This is a genomic window from Gryllotalpicola ginsengisoli DSM 22003, assembly GCF_000419445.1.
GTDB classification, from domain to species: Bacteria; Actinomycetota; Actinomycetes; order Actinomycetales; family Microbacteriaceae; genus Gryllotalpicola; species Gryllotalpicola ginsengisoli.
Map to the genome: position 1 here is coordinate 1 of NZ_AULK01000004.1, position 13,536 is coordinate 13,536.

Here is a 13,536-nt window from a genome sequence, read left to right on the forward strand (position 1 = left end):
TCAGGCTTACCAGGTGGTCCTGGCAGATTCACACGGGATTTCTCGGGCCCCGTGCTACTTGGGATCCCCTCTCGGCCGGCGCAGCATTTCGACTACCGGGCTCTCACCGTCTACGGCCAACCTTTCCAAGCTGTTCGTCTATACCACGCACACGTCACCGCGACAGACCGGCAGATCTGTCCAGAAGGTCCCACAACCCCCACCACGCAACCCCTGCCGGGTATCACACGTGGAAGGTTTAGCCACCTCCGCGTTCGCTCGCCACTACTAACGGAATCACTGTTGTTTTCTCTTCCTGTGGGTACTGAGATGTTTCACTTCCCCACGTTCCCTCTACCCGCCCTATACATTCAGGCGGGAGTAACCAGGTCACCCAAAGGGCCTGGCCAGGTTTCCCCATTCGGACATCCTCGGATCACGGCTCGCTTATCAACTCCCCGAGGCTTATCGCAGATTGCTACGTCCTTCATCGGCTCCAGATGCCAAGGCATCCACCGTTCGCTCTTAGAAACTTGCCACCACAACATGAGTCAAAAGAACCGGCCCGAGCCAAAGCCCGGACCAGACCAAATTGGTGACCCGCACACCCCGAAGGAATGCACGGATCTAAGATGCTCGCGTCCACTGTGTAGTTCTCAAAATACGACCGGCACCCACCCTCCACCCACACAGGGCATCAGGCAGGCCCGAGAAACCAGTCCACCAGCCACCCGAAAGCAGCCAGCCGGCACGGTCCCTCAGGACCCAACAGCGCGCACCCCACCAACAACCGCCAACCACGGCGTTCCAAACCCCCGAAAGAGCCGTACTAACCCCAGCCGACCTCGCCAGCAGGCATTGTCAACGTTCCACCCATGAGCAAACCGGCCGAGAACATCCGCCTCGGAACCGGCGCCTGGACGCCAAAAGCGCCAGATGCTCCTTAGAAAGGAGGTGATCCAGCCGCACCTTCCGGTACGGCTACCTTGTTACGACTTAGTCCTAATCACCGATCCCACCTTCGACAGCTCCCTCCACAAGGGTTAGGCCACTGGCTTCGGGTGTTACCGACTTTCATGACTTGACGGGCGGTGTGTACAAGGCCCGGGAACGTATTCACCGCAGCGTTGCTGATCTGCGATTACTAGCGACTCCGACTTCATGAGGTCGAGTTGCAGACCTCAATCCGAACTGAGACCGGCTTTTTGGGATTCGCTCCGCCTTACGACATCGCAGCCCTTTGTACCGGCCATTGTAGCATGCGTGAAGCCCAAGACATAAGGGGCATGATGATTTGACGTCATCCCCACCTTCCTCCGAGTTGACCCCGGCAGTCTCCTATGAGTCCCCGGCCGAACCGCTGGCAACATAGAACGAGGGTTGCGCTCGTTGCGGGACTTAACCCAACATCTCACGACACGAGCTGACGACAACCATGCACCACCTGTACACCGACCACAAGGGGGCGACCATCTCTGGCCGTTTCCGGTGTATGTCAAGCCTTGGTAAGGTTCTTCGCGTTGCATCGAATTAATCCGCATGCTCCGCCGCTTGTGCGGGCCCCCGTCAATTCCTTTGAGTTTTAGCCTTGCGGCCGTACTCCCCAGGCGGGGCGCTTAATGCGTTAGCTACGACACGGAAACCGTGGAAAGGTCCCCACATCTAGCGCCCAACGTTTACGGCGTGGACTACCAGGGTATCTAATCCTGTTCGCTCCCCACGCTTTCGCTTCTCAGCGTCAGTTACGGCCCAGAGAACTGCCTTCGCCATCGGTGTTCTTCCTGATATCTGCGCATTCCACCGCTACACCAGGAGTTCCATTCTCCCCTACCGCACTCTAGCCTGCCCGTACCCACTGCACGCCCGGAGTTGAGCCCCGGGATTTCACAGCAGACGCGACAGACCGCCTACAAGCTCTTTACGCCCAATAATTCCGGACAACGCTCGCACCCTACGTATTACCGCGGCTGCTGGCACGTAGTTAGCCGGTGCTTCTTCTGCAGGTACCGTCACTCTCGCTTCTTCCCTGCCAAAAGAGGTTTACAACCCGAAGGCCGTCATCCCCCACGCGGCGTTGCTGCATCAGGCTTTCGCCCATTGTGCAATATTCCCCACTGCTGCCTCCCGTAGGAGTCTGGGCCGTGTCTCAGTCCCAGTGTGGCCGGTCACCCTCTCAGGCCGGCTACCCGTCGTCGCCTTGGTAGGCCATCACCCCACCAACAAGCTGATAGGCCGCGAGTCCATCCCAGACCAAAAAATCTTTCCACCCCACACCATGCGATGCGAGGTCCTATCCAGTATTAGACGCCGTTTCCAGCGCTTATCCCAGAGTCCAGGGCAGGTTACTCACGTGTTACTCACCCGTTCGCCACTAATCCACCCCGTGCAAGCACAGGGCTTCATCGTTCGACTTGCATGTGTTAAGCACGCCGCCAGCGTTCGTCCTGAGCCAGGATCAAACTCTCCACAAAAAAAAATTTGCACTAGTTCGACCTAGCAGACATCAAAACTGACATCTCTCAAACCAAAGGAACCCAAACACCCAACCAAAAAGGCCAGATGCCAGGGACAATTGGCATTGACAATGTGCACGCTGTTGAGTTCTCAAGGACCGTACGCACCCGGATTCTTCCGACGATCAACTCGCCGGTTTCGCTCCGAGGCAACTTGTCTAGCTTAGCACTCGCGGCATCTCACTCCAAGTCGAAGGAGCCTGCCTGAGGCTGAAGATCGTCTCCGCTTGAGGCCGGCGAGCGGTTCCGCTCAGCCGCACCTTTGGGGTGACAAGTAGCTAGTTTACGCAGGCTTCCGGGACGTCACAAATTGCCGCCGTTTCCCGGGCGTGTCGCGCGCGTTACGGCGGTCTTCATCGCGGAGACGGACGTGATCGCGAGCGCTCAAGCCCCTCGCATCCGTCCAAAGGGGCCGTTCACGTTCCTGGTCGGGACGGTGTTCCGTCTAATTTTCGGGCTAGGAACGACAATGAGGAGCCCGTCTCGTGACGGGCTCCTCATAGAAGTGCTGCGATGCTTACAGCGCGTTGACGTCGAGCGGGATGCCGGGCCCGAACGTGGTCGACACGGCGCCCTTCTGGATGTAGCGGCCCTTCGCCGACGAGGGCTTGAGACGCTGCACCTCGTCGAGCGCGGCGCGGAAGTTCTCGTCGAGCTGCTCAGCGGTGAAGCCGGCCTTGCCGACGACCAGGTGCACGTTCGCGTGCTTGTCGACGCGGAACTCGATCTTGCCGCCCTTGATCTCCTCGACGGCCTTCGCCGGGTTCGGAGTCACGGTGCCGGTCTTCGGGTTCGGCATCAGACCGCGCGGGCCCAGCACCTTTCCAAGCCGGCCGACCTTGCCCATCATTTCCGGGGTGGCGACGGCGGCGTCGAAGGCGGTGTAACCGCCGGCGACCTTCTCGATCAGCTCATCGCCGCCGACCTCGTCGGCGCCGGCAGCGAGCGCGGCCTCAGCCGCGGGACCGGTCGCGAAGACGACAACGCGGGCCGTCTTGCCGGTGCCGTGCGGGAGGATGACGGTGCCGCGCACCATCTGGTCGGCCTTTCGCGGGTCGACGCCCAGCTTGAGCGCGACCTCGACGGTCGAGTTGAACTTCGCCGACCCGGTCTCCTTGGCGAGGGCGACAGCCTCGGACGGGGTGTAGAACTTGCCGGGCTCGATCTTCTCGGCCGCAGCCCGGTAGGCCTTGGACTTCTGTGCCATGTTGATTTCTCCTTGCGAGATGGTGGTCATCGCGCCTGGCCGGCGCTGCCACAGTTGCTTGTGGTGCTGGTCCGCACTCACGCTTCGCGTTGGTCGACCAGCGGGGCGGTCACGCTGGGCGTGACCGGTCCGCGAGGGACTTACGCGTCGACCGTGATGCCCATGGAGCGGGCGGTGCCGGCGATGATCTTCTCGGCGGCGTCGAGGTCGTTGGCGTTGAGGTCGACGAGCTTCTGCTGCGCGATGTCGCGCACCTGCTCGCGGGTGATCTTGCCCACCTTGTTGGTGTGCGGCACACCCGAGCCCTTGGCTACGCCGGCAGCCTTCTTGATCAGCTCCGCAGCGGGCGGGGTCTTGAGAACGAACGTGAACGAGCGGTCCTCGTAGACGGTGATCTCGACCGGGATGACGTTGCCGCGCTGCGATTCCGTCGCAGCGTTGTACGCCTTGCAGAACTCCATGATGTTGACGCCGTGCTGACCCAGTGCGGGGCCGATGGGCGGAGCGGGGTTCGCGGCGCCGGCCTTGATCTGAAGCTTGATCAGACCAGTGACCTTCTTCTTGGGAGCCATTGGTTTCCTTTCTGTTCGAGTGCCCGTCAGGGCGCTCTCCCGCGCGGCGGTCGCCGGCGGTGGACTGGAGAATCGTAGTCGAAGAGGCTGGATGCCTCTTACAGCTTGGTGACCTGGTCGAAGCTGAGCTCGACGGGCGTCTCACGCTCGAAGAGCGACACGAGGACCGTGAGCTTGCCGCTCTGCGTGTTGATCTCGCTGATCGTCCCGGGCAGACCCGCGAACGACCCCTCCTTGATCGTGATGGTCTCGCCGATCTCGAAGTCGACCTCGGCGGGGATGGCGCGTGCCGCCGCCTTGGCGCCCTTGGCCGCCCCGCGGCCGGTCGGAGCAGCCTCGACCTGCACGAGGCTCTTCAGCATCTCGAACGCCTCGTTGAAGCGCAGCGGCGTCGGGTTGTGCGCGTTGCCGACGAAGCCGGTGACCCCCGGCGTGTGACGCACGACCGACCAGCTGTCTTCGTTGAGATCCATGCGCACCAACACGTAGCCGGGGATGCGCACGCGGGTGACCATCTTGCGCTGACCGTTCTTGATCTCGACCACGTCTTCCATCGGGACCTCGATCTGGAAGATGTAGTCCTGCATGTCCATCGACTGGATGCGGTTCTCGAGGTTCGATTTCACGCGACGCTCGAAGCCGGCATAGGAGTGCACGACGTACCACTTGCCCGGCTTGGCGCGCAGCTCAGCCTTGAACGCTTCGTACGGATCCACGTCCTCAGGCTCGGTGGCCGTCTCGGCGGCCTCGCTCTCGGCCTCCGCCTCTTCGGCATCCTCGAGCGCCTCGACCGCGGCCTCGGCGTCTTCGATCGTCGGCACCTCGAGCGCCTCGTCCACGACCTCGTCGGCCTCGGGGTCGCTCGTCGCGGCGATCGCGTCGAGCACGGAATCGAGGTCGGCCGACTCTGTGTCGGTGTCGTCTACGTGCAGTGCACGGTGCTCGGCATTGTCGACGCTGGCCTCGTCCGCGGCGAGGCTGTTGCCCGACTGGGCCTCGTCGTCGTCGGCGGACTGCTCGGCGGCCGTCGACCAGTCGACGTCTTCGCGCTCACTCTTTGCCACTGGTTATCAATCCATTCCTGTCACTGCGGTATTCGCCCGGCACAGCGTGCGTGGCCCGGACGTCAGGAGCCGGACGTGCCGAAGGCGAGGAGGACGAGCCAGCCGAACAGCTGGTCGAGGCCGAACACGAGGGCCATCATGATGATCACGAAGACCAGCACGACGGCGGTGTAGCTCAGCAGCTCGTTGCGGGTCGGCGTGACGACCTTCCTCAGCTCGCCGAAGACCTGACGGATGAACAGGGCGACCCGGGCGAAGGGGTTGCGACGCTGCGCACGTTCCTTCTTCGCAATCGCGACGAGGTCCTCGCTGGGTTCGTCGATGACTTTACGGGCCACTCAGTTCACCTTTCACGGGCCGGCACGACGTGCCGACTTGCAGGGCGGACAGGACTCGAACCTGCAACCTGCGGTTTTGGAGACCGCTGCTCTACCAATTGAGCCACCGCCCTAGGGGGATGAAATCCGGCTCACTCTGCGCCGGAGGACCTCGAAGACGAGGAGTTTCGGGCACGGGAAAGTTTGGCAGATTTCAACTACCTCGCGACAGTCTAGGCGACGGCTCCGCGGGGGGCAAAACGCGCCGAGGCGGGGTGGCGACGAGGCATCCGATCGCACGGGGGTCACAGCAGGCGACGCTCGAGCGCCCACGCGGTCAGCTCGTGGCGCGAGGACAGCTGGAGCTTGCGCAGCACGGCGGAGACGTGCGTCTCTACGGTCTTGATGGAGATGTACAGCTCGGCGGCTACCTCTTTATACGAGTAGCCGCGGGCGATCAGCCGCATCACCTCGCGCTCGCGCGCAGAAAGACGGTCGAGCTCCTCATCGGTGCTCGCCTGCTCGCCGGCCGCCGCGCCGAAGGCGTCGAGCACGAACCCCGCCAGGCGCGGGGAGAACACCGCGTCGCCGCCGGCGACCGTCGCGACCGCGCGACTGACCTCGGCGCCCGAGCTGCCCTTCGTGATGTAGCCTCGGGCTCCGGCACGGATGACGCCGACGACGTCCTCCGCGGAGTCGCTCACACTCAGTGCGAGGAACCGGGTTCGCGGCGCCTGACCGGAGGAGCGGCGGATCACCTCTGCACCGCCGCCGCCCGACCCGCCTGGGAGATGCACGTCGAGCAGGACGACATCCGGCCGGTTCTCGACGACGGCCGCGACGGCCGAGTCGACATCGCCAGCCTCGGCGACGACGGACACCGATGCGTCGAGGTCGGCTTTCAGGCCGGAACGGAAGATGGAGTGGTCATCGACCACGACCACGCTGATCGGTTTCCCGGTCACGATTCCTCCTTCCGCCCCGGCTCGAAGTGCAAGTGGACCTCGGTGCCGACCCCACCTGCGCCACGACGCACGGTCGCCGATCCGCCGGCACGGCGCATCCGACCGATGATCGACTCTCGCACACCGAGGCGGTCCTCGGGCACGCGCGCGGGATCGAAGCCCGGCCCGCGATCGCGGATGAACACGTCGACGGCGGAAACGGACCCCTCGATGTAGACCGAGACCTCGCCCCCGGCGTGACGGGCGGCGTTCAGCATCGCTTCCCGGCACGCCGCGGCGAGCTCTCCGCTGGAGCGCTCTGCAGTGGTGCCGACGGCGACGAGCTCGACGCGCACCGGGTAGTCGAGCTCGAGCGCCGTCGCGTAGTCCTTCAGATCCGTCGCGAGGTCGGCGTCGGCCGAGCCGGTGCCGGCATACAGCCACTCCCGCAGTTCACGCTCCTGTGCCCGCGCGATCCGGGCCACCTCGCTGGAGGGGCCGGCGCGGTTCTGGATGAGCGCCAGGGTCTGCAGCACGGAATCGTGCAGGTGCGCCGCCATCTCCGCGCGCTCCTCCTCCCGCACGCGCTTGGTGCGCTCGGTGATGAGCTCGTGCCACAGCCGCACGCCGACCGGCGCGAAGACGGCTGCGGCCGCCACGAGCACCGCCAGGGTGAAGAGCAGCCCTGCGACGACGCCGCCCGAGCCGCCCCAGGCGAGCAGGAGCCAGATCGCGGCGAGCAGCGAGAGGCCGACGACGAGCCAACGCAGGGGGATGCGATGGCGGACGGGCGCATCGGATGCGGCATCCGTCGCCTCTTCGACCGGAACGGTCGCCCACAGCCAGAGGTACATGAGCACGCCGGCGCCGCCGACGAAGCCGAGTCCGGCGAACACCCACCGCGTCGCCGACACGCTCCAGCCGAGATGGCGGGCCACCGCCACGCTGACGCCGCCCAGCACGCAGTCGCGCGGCCGCACGAGCGGCAGCCGCTGCGGCGGCAGGGGGCGGGCCGGCATGGAGGTCATGCCAGCATCCAAGCATCCGTCGTCCCACCCTGAGTCGCCCCGGCGTCGCTTTTCAGGGTCGGATCAGGGCACCCCCTCATGGCAGCGGAGACGGATGCGGCGGCACCATCGGAACGTGACGAACCAGACTTCTTCCCCTCAGGCGCCGGAGGGCGCCCCGACGCCGCCGCCGTCGAACCGATTCTTCACCTGGCTGCGCAGCCTCGGCGTGGTGCGCGCCGACGGATGGCTCGGCGGGGTGTGCGGCGGGATCGCGATCCGCACCGGCCTCGACCCGCTCATCGTGCGCGGCATCGTCGTCGTGGTCGCCGTGCTCGGCGGCCCCGCGTTCCTCTTCTATGCGGCGGCCTGGTTGCTGCTGCCCGACACGCACGGCGACATCCACCTCGAGCGCATGCTGCGCGGGGTCTTCGACGCGCCGCTGATCGGAATCGGCATCCTCGTGCTGCTGTCGTTCCTGCCCGTCGCGCAGGGCGTGTGGTGGGCCGGCGACGGGCTGGTCGGGAGCCCCTGGTGGGCGGCTGCCCCGGCCGCGTTGTTCCGGGTGCTGTGGAATCTCGCGATCATCGCGCTCATCGTCTGGTTCGTGGTGTGGGTCGTCCAGCGCGTCCGCGGCGCGTCGCAGCAGCATCAGCCGTCGTGGAAGGCGCAGAATTCCAGTCCATACGGGGGCACCGACGCCCCTGTCGCAGACTCTCGGGGCGGCGGGACTGCTGCCCAGGATCGCACGGCTTCCGATGCTGGTGCCGCCGCCGCCCCGGGGACCACAGCGGCCGCCGAGGTCCCGCCCGAGGTGCCGGCCGCTCCTTCGGCCGGAGCGTCGAAAGACGACATGACTGCGTGGCGCGAGCAGTATGCCGCGTGGCGCGAGCAGCATGCCGCGTGGCAGGAGCAGCAGCGCGCCGAGCAGCGCCGCCTGCGCGACCTGCGCTCGGCCGAGATGCGGGCGCAGTCGCAGGCGATCGCCGCGAACGCGGAGGAGCAGCGCCGGCTGCGTCGCGCGGCGAACCCGCGCGTCTCCGGCTGGTTCGTCGCCCTCGCGCTCGGCGTCGCGCTGCTGGCCGGCGGCATCGCGGGCGCGACCGCGGCGCAGGAGGATGCGTTGCTGCCGTACGCCGGACCCATCGGGTTCGCCTCAGCCCTCCTCGCTCTCGGCGTCGCCATGATGGTGGCAGGCGCGGTGCGCCGCCGCAGCGGCGTGCTCGCGTTCTTCGCCATCGTCACGATCGTCCTCGGCGTCGCGAGCTTCGGATGGCCGCGCAACGGCGCACCCGTCGGGTACTCGCGCTACGACGCCGGCCAGGACCGAGCAGTCAGTCAATTCGCCGGGCAGGTGGAGGTCGATGCCGCCGCCGCCGACGTGCCGGACGACGGCGTGCGACACATCGAGATCCAGCAGTCGTTCGGCTCGGTTGCCGTCTACGTCGCCACCGGCGTCGAGGCCCGGGTAGTCGTGCACAGCACCGATTCGCGCATCCGCCCGTACGTCTACGCCGCCGGCTTCGGTCAGATCGAAAAGCAGACCCACGCGGCGGCGGCGAGCGACGGGCGGACCGCGACGGCGTCGTACGAGACTCCGGCCGGCGGAGCTGCCCGGCTTGTGGTCGAGGTGAGCCAGGGGCACGGCGCCGTGTACGTCTACTACGGCGGCGGCGACGCGCCGAACAGCGGCAATCGGATCGATGAGGAGTGATGATGAGCGACGCACGTGAGAACACCGACCAGGTGCGCACGGTCGAGACGGCTGAGACGGCGCGGCTCGATCAGAGCGGCGGCGACACCGACACGCTCGGCGGCTGGCTGACGGGTGCGCGGGAGGGAAGCACCGAACTCACCGGGCGCACCCCCTCACCGCGCATCCGCTGGGCCGGGATCGTGTGGGGGCTGGTCTTCGTCGCCGCCGGTTGGGCGACGATCTGGACACTGCTCGACCCCGAGCGACGTTCGTCATTCAGCGAGTGGGTGGTGGGGCTGAGTGACGGCGGGTGGATCATCGCGGCGGCCGTCGCGCTCGGCGGGCTGCTGCTGGTGACCGGGCTGATCGCCGGTTTGCGGGCGGCGACGGGCGACGGCGGACGAAGCACTCGTCGCCCCTGACGCCCGCCGTCGGTCAGGCGTCCTTGCGGAACGTGCGAGTGCCGATCCACAGCCCGGCGGCGACGAAGATCGCCGCCCAGGCGAACGCCCAGACCGTCGGCCCGGCGAGCAGGTCGCCCGTGAACGCGGTGCGGATGCCGTTCACGACGTACTTCGTCGGGATGACGTCGGAGAGCCAGACCAGCCACTTCGGCGCGCCGGTCGCCACGCTGATCGGCAGCATGATGCCCGACAGGAGCATGACGGGAAGAGCGATGCTGTTGAGGATCGGTGCCAGGACGTCCTCGCTCTTTGTCGCCAGGCCGAGCGCGTAGGAGGCGGACGAGCAGGCGCCCCCGAGCAGGACCGTGATGATCAGCCCGAGCAGCATTCCGCCGACGTCACCCCGCAGGCCGAATGCGAATCCGAGCGCGATGAGGACGACGCCCTGAACGGCGACGAGCGCGCAGTCGCGCAGCACCCGCCCGAGCAGCAGAGCCGTGCGCGGCGCGGGCGTGACCCGTTCGGCCTCGATGACGCCTTCGCGCCACTCCGACACGAGCCCGAAGCCGGCGAACAGCGCGCCGAAGAGACCCAGTTGCAGCAGCAGGCCGGGCACGAAGAAGGTGTACGCGTTGCTCGTTCCGATCTGGGAGGCGAGCGGCTTGAGCAGCGGGCCGAAGAGGCAGAGGTACAGCACGGGCTGCGCGAGCCCGATGATGATCCAGACCGGGTTGCGCAGGTTCTGTCGCAGCTGGCGACGAAAGACGATGCCGGTGGCGGAGAAGAAGTTCATCGTGAGGCCTTTGCGGTCGAGCTAGCGGCCGTCGCGCAGCGAGCGGCCGGTCATGGTGAGGAAGACGTCGTCGAGGGTCGGGCGCCGCACCTCGATCGAGGCCAGAGCCACCCCCGCGGCGTCGAGCGAGCGCAGCAGCCCGGGCAGTTCAAGGCCGGCGCTCGGCACGCGGCCGCTGACCACGGCGCCGTTCACGTCGGTGGCGGAGTCGGAAGCGATGCGGGCCAGATGCTCCGCGGCGAGCGACACGTGGCTCGGGTCGCCGAGCACGAGCTCGATGAGATCGCCCGCGACCTGTCGCTTCAGCGCATCGGGAGTGTCAGCCGCAACGATCTCCCCGTGGTCGATGACCAGCACGCGGTCACACAGCGCGTCCGCCTCGTCGAGATAGTGGGTGGTGAGGAAGACGGTGGTGCCCAGACGCTGGCGAAGACCTGCGATGTGCACCCAGAGATTCGCCCGCGCTTGCGGGTCGAGACCCGTCGTCGGCTCGTCCAGGAAGACGAGGCCGGGATCGTGCACGAGGCCCATCGCGATGTCGAGCCTGCGGCGCTGGCCGCCGGAGAGCGTCTTCGGCTCGCGGCCCCACATGCCCGCCAAGTCGAGCTGCTCGAACAGCTCGCGGCCACGCGCCTCGGCGCGGGCTCGGTCGATGCCGTACAGCAGTCCGTGATCGACGATTTCTTCGCCTGCCTTGACGCCGGCGGAGGCCGTGGATCCGCTCTGGCTGACGTAGCCGATGGAGCGGCGAACGCCCACCGGGTCGGAGGCGAGGTCATGGCCGGCGACCGTCGCCGTGCCGCCGGTCGGAGCCAGCAGCGTGGTGAGCATGCGCAGGGTCGTGGTCTTGCCGGCGCCGTTGGGGCCGAGGAAGCCGACGATTTCGCCTGCCTCGACGTCGAGGTCGACGCCCTTGACCGCCTCGACCGTGACCTGCTCGCCGCCCCGGCGCGTCTGGAAGGTGCGGGCGAGCCCGCGTGCACGGATCATCTCGAGTCCTCTCGCTATATCGCGATATATCGCGTTCAAGATAGCGGGGCGACCCGGAGGGCGCAAGAGCCGATCCGCGTCAGCGGGCGTTGCTCAGGATGACGGGCTCGGGTTGCAGGTTGATGGCGAAGTCGGCCGAGACCCGGGCCTGGATGAACGAGGCGAGCTGCAGCACCTCTTCCGCGCTCGCCCCGCCGCGGTTCGTGATCGCGAGCGTGTGCTTGCCGGACACCGCGGCCCGGGATCCGGGCAGAGCGAAGCCGCGGCGGATGCCGGCATGCTCGATCAGCCACGCGGCGCTCAGCTTGACCAGGATCGGGCCGTCGTCGGGCTGCTCGTCTCCGAGCGGCCAGCGCGGGGCGTCATCTGGCAGACCGCGGGCGAAGCTCTCGGTCACGATCGGGTTGGTGAAGAAGGAGCCCGCGCTCGTCGAGTCCGGATCGGCGGGGTCGAGCACCATGCCCTTGGACCGGCGCAGGGCGAGGACGCACGCACGGGCATCGGCGAGCGGCACGCGCGTGCCGAGCGGAACGTCGAGGGCGGCGGCGAGCTGGGCATAGGCGACTGGGGAGCCGAGTGCCGAGGAATCCGTGCCGCTTGCGGCAAGTCGCAGCTCGACGGCCGTGATGAGCGCTTCGTAGCCGCGTTTGAAGATCGACGTGCGGTAGCCGAGACCGAGATCGGATGCGGCGAGCCGGCGCACCTCGAGCGTGTCGGCGTCGAGCACGTCGACCGCGAGGAGGGCGCCGGCGACCTCTTGCCCGTACGCGCCGACGTTCTGCACCGGCACCGCACCGGTCGATCCGGGGATGCCGCTGAGCGCCTCGATGCCCGCCCAGCCGTTCTCGACGGCGAGTCGCACGACGTCGTCCCACGGCTCGCCGGCCTGCACGCGCAGCCGCACCTCGCCGTCGGGTGCGTCGAGCCGCTCGACTCCGCGGGTGGCGACATGCAGCACGGCGCCGTCGAAGCCTTCGTCGGGGGCGACGGTGTTCGAGCCGCCGGCGAGGATCGCCCATGGCTCGCTGCTCGACCACAGCCGACGGGCTTCTTCGACGAGGGACTGTTCGTCGGCCGGCGCCACGAACTCGGCGGGACGGCCGCCGACCCGCAAGGTCGTCAGCCCGGCAAGGGCGGGGATCGTGTCGGTCACAGGCGGACGACGACCTGGGCCTTGCCGAGCACGGTCTGTCCGTCGTAGGCGACGGTGAGGTCGATGCGCGCGGTGCCGGGGTCGGCGTCGGCGTCGGCGTCGGCGTCGGCGTCGAGCTTGCCGACCTTTGCCGTGATCTCGAGGCGCGCGCCCGACTCGGGGTCGACGACGACGGGACGCGTGAAGCGCACCTGGTAGTCGACGATGCGGCCCGGATCGCCGATCCAGTCGACGACCGGCTGCACGGCCACGCCCATGGTGAGCATGCCGTGCGCGAGCACGCCGGGCAGGCCGACCGACGCCGCGACGTCGTCGCGGTAGTGGATCGGGTTGAAGTCGCCCGAGGCGCCGGCGTAGCGCACGAGGGCGTCGCGGCTCAGTTCGACGGATGCCTCCGCGACCACGTCCCCGACGGTGAGTTCCTCTGCGGTCGTCATCAGTCCTCCCCTCGCACGACGAGCGTCGACGTGGCTGTGACGACGTGCTCGCCGTGTTCGTCGGTGATCACGGACTCGGCCGTCACCATCGCGTTGCCGCCCAGGGTCTTCACGCTCGTGACGGTGAGCTGCGCGGTGAGCAGATCGCCTGCCACGATCGGGCGGGAGTAGCTGAAGCGCTGATCGCCGTGCACCACGCGGCTGAAATCGATGCCGGTGTCGGGCTCTGCCAGCAGCCGGTCGAGAGTGAGCTGCTGGATGACGATGGGGAACGTCGTCGGCGCGACCACGTCGGAGTAGCCGGCGGCACGCGCGGCATCCGGGTCGAGGTTCACGGGATTGGTCGCGAACACCGCGCGGGCGAACTCACGCACCTTCTCGCGGCCCACCAGATACGGCTCGGTGGGCGGCATCGTGCGGCCCTGGAGTTCGGGGTTGATCGGCACGGAGCCCAGTCTAT

Annotated in this window: 13 protein-coding genes, 1 tRNA gene and 2 rRNA genes; 2 read left to right on the top strand and 14 right to left on the bottom strand. The window is 67.2% G+C overall.

The window, feature by feature from the left end; all coding sequences use genetic code 11:
• The 9 genes from H563_RS0108515 to H563_RS0108555 form a co-directional block, all read right to left on the bottom strand.
• Positions 1 to 518: ribosomal RNA gene (locus tag H563_RS0108515) — 23S ribosomal RNA — on the bottom strand; the annotation flags it as partial.
• A 408-nt stretch (positions 519 to 926) separates the two neighbouring features.
• A 16S ribosomal RNA gene (locus H563_RS0108520) occupies positions 927 to 2,450 on the bottom strand.
• 559 nt (positions 2,451 to 3,009) lie between these two features.
• A complete protein-coding gene (gene rplA / locus H563_RS0108525; RefSeq protein WP_022882185.1) occupies positions 3,010 to 3,699 on the bottom strand; it encodes a 50S ribosomal protein L1 in 690 nt (229 codons plus the stop codon).
• 140 nt (positions 3,700 to 3,839) lie between these two features.
• A complete protein-coding gene (gene rplK, locus H563_RS0108530; protein WP_022882186.1) occupies positions 3,840 to 4,271 on the bottom strand; it encodes a 50S ribosomal protein L11 in 432 nt (143 codons plus the stop codon).
• Positions 4,272 to 4,369: 98 nt separating this feature from the next.
• Positions 4,370 to 5,335 (bottom strand): transcription termination/antitermination protein NusG, encoded by a 966-nt coding sequence (nusG, locus tag H563_RS0108535; protein WP_022882187.1) that lies wholly within the window; start codon positions 5,333 to 5,335, stop codon positions 4,370 to 4,372.
• A 62-nt stretch (positions 5,336 to 5,397) separates the two neighbouring features.
• Positions 5,398 to 5,673: a preprotein translocase subunit SecE gene (secE, locus tag H563_RS0108540; protein ID WP_022882188.1), complete on the bottom strand. Its 276-nt coding sequence runs from the start codon at positions 5,671 to 5,673 to the stop codon at positions 5,398 to 5,400.
• A 40-nt stretch (positions 5,674 to 5,713) separates the two neighbouring features.
• Positions 5,714 to 5,786: transfer RNA gene (locus H563_RS0108545), tRNA-Trp, on the bottom strand.
• Positions 5,787 to 5,957: 171 nt separating this feature from the next.
• Positions 5,958 to 6,617 carry a LuxR C-terminal-related transcriptional regulator gene (locus tag H563_RS0108550; RefSeq protein WP_022882189.1) on the bottom strand — a complete coding sequence of 220 codons (660 nt, stop codon included), beginning with the start codon at positions 6,615 to 6,617 and terminating at the stop codon, positions 5,958 to 5,960.
• Positions 6,614 to 7,624 (bottom strand): ATP-binding protein, encoded by a 1,011-nt coding sequence (locus H563_RS0108555; RefSeq protein ID WP_022882190.1) that lies wholly within the window; start codon positions 7,622 to 7,624, stop codon positions 6,614 to 6,616. Before H563_RS0108555 ends, H563_RS0108550 begins: the two co-directional genes overlap by 4 nt.
• 115 nt (positions 7,625 to 7,739) lie before the next feature.
• Here H563_RS0108555 and H563_RS15815 point away from each other — a divergent pair, with 115 nt between their 5' ends.
• On the top strand, positions 7,740 to 9,317 hold the full coding sequence (locus tag H563_RS15815; RefSeq protein ID WP_162138938.1) for a PspC domain-containing protein: 1,578 nt from the start codon (positions 7,740 to 7,742) through the stop codon (positions 9,315 to 9,317).
• A gap of 2 nt (positions 9,318 to 9,319) precedes the next feature.
• On the top strand, positions 9,320 to 9,721 hold the full coding sequence (locus H563_RS0108565; protein ID WP_033210279.1) for a hypothetical protein: 402 nt from the start codon (positions 9,320 to 9,322) through the stop codon (positions 9,719 to 9,721).
• Between the two features lie 13 nt (positions 9,722 to 9,734).
• Here H563_RS0108565 and H563_RS0108570 read toward each other — a convergent pair whose 3' ends face one another.
• From H563_RS0108570 to H563_RS0108590, 5 genes are all read right to left on the bottom strand, one after another.
• Positions 9,735 to 10,496 carry an ABC transporter permease gene (locus H563_RS0108570; RefSeq protein WP_022882193.1) on the bottom strand — a complete coding sequence of 254 codons (762 nt, stop codon included), beginning with the start codon at positions 10,494 to 10,496 and terminating at the stop codon, positions 9,735 to 9,737.
• A gap of 21 nt (positions 10,497 to 10,517) precedes the next feature.
• Positions 10,518 to 11,486: an ATP-binding cassette domain-containing protein gene (locus tag H563_RS0108575; RefSeq protein WP_022882194.1), complete on the bottom strand. Its 969-nt coding sequence runs from the start codon at positions 11,484 to 11,486 to the stop codon at positions 10,518 to 10,520.
• 79 nt (positions 11,487 to 11,565) lie between these two features.
• Positions 11,566 to 12,639: a UDP-N-acetylmuramate dehydrogenase gene (locus H563_RS0108580; protein WP_022882195.1), complete on the bottom strand. Its 1,074-nt coding sequence runs from the start codon at positions 12,637 to 12,639 to the stop codon at positions 11,566 to 11,568.
• A complete protein-coding gene (locus H563_RS0108585; RefSeq protein ID WP_022882196.1) occupies positions 12,636 to 13,076 on the bottom strand; it encodes a MaoC/PaaZ C-terminal domain-containing protein in 441 nt (146 codons plus the stop codon). Before H563_RS0108585 ends, H563_RS0108580 begins: the two co-directional genes overlap by 4 nt.
• On the bottom strand, positions 13,076 to 13,522 hold the full coding sequence (locus H563_RS0108590) for a MaoC family dehydratase N-terminal domain-containing protein (protein ID WP_022882197.1): 447 nt from the start codon (positions 13,520 to 13,522) through the stop codon (positions 13,076 to 13,078). Before H563_RS0108590 ends, H563_RS0108585 begins: the two co-directional genes overlap by 1 nt.
• Positions 13,523 to 13,536: the final 14 nt, after the last annotated feature.

Bases quoted from the DNA above. Each gene is read 5' to 3' on its own strand.
- rplA (WP_022882185.1), bottom strand. From the start codon at position 3,699: ATGGCACAGAAGTCCAAGGCCTACCGGGCTGCGGCCGAGAAGATCGAG.
- rplK (WP_022882186.1), bottom strand. From the start codon at position 4,271: ATGGCTCCCAAGAAGAAGGTCACTGGTCTGATCAAGCTTCAGATCAAG.
- H563_RS0108555 (WP_022882190.1), bottom strand. From the start codon at position 7,624: ATGACCTCCATGCCGGCCCGCCCCCTGCCGCCGCAGCGGCTGCCGCTC.
- H563_RS0108565 (WP_033210279.1), top strand. From the start codon at position 9,320: ATGAGCGACGCACGTGAGAACACCGACCAGGTGCGCACGGTCGAGACG.
- H563_RS0108570 (WP_022882193.1), bottom strand. From the start codon at position 10,496: ATGAACTTCTTCTCCGCCACCGGCATCGTCTTTCGTCGCCAGCTGCGA.
- H563_RS0108575 (WP_022882194.1), bottom strand. From the start codon at position 11,486: ATGATCCGTGCACGCGGGCTCGCCCGCACCTTCCAGACGCGCCGGGGC.
- H563_RS0108585 (WP_022882196.1), bottom strand. From the start codon at position 13,076: ATGACGACCGCAGAGGAACTCACCGTCGGGGACGTGGTCGCGGAGGCA.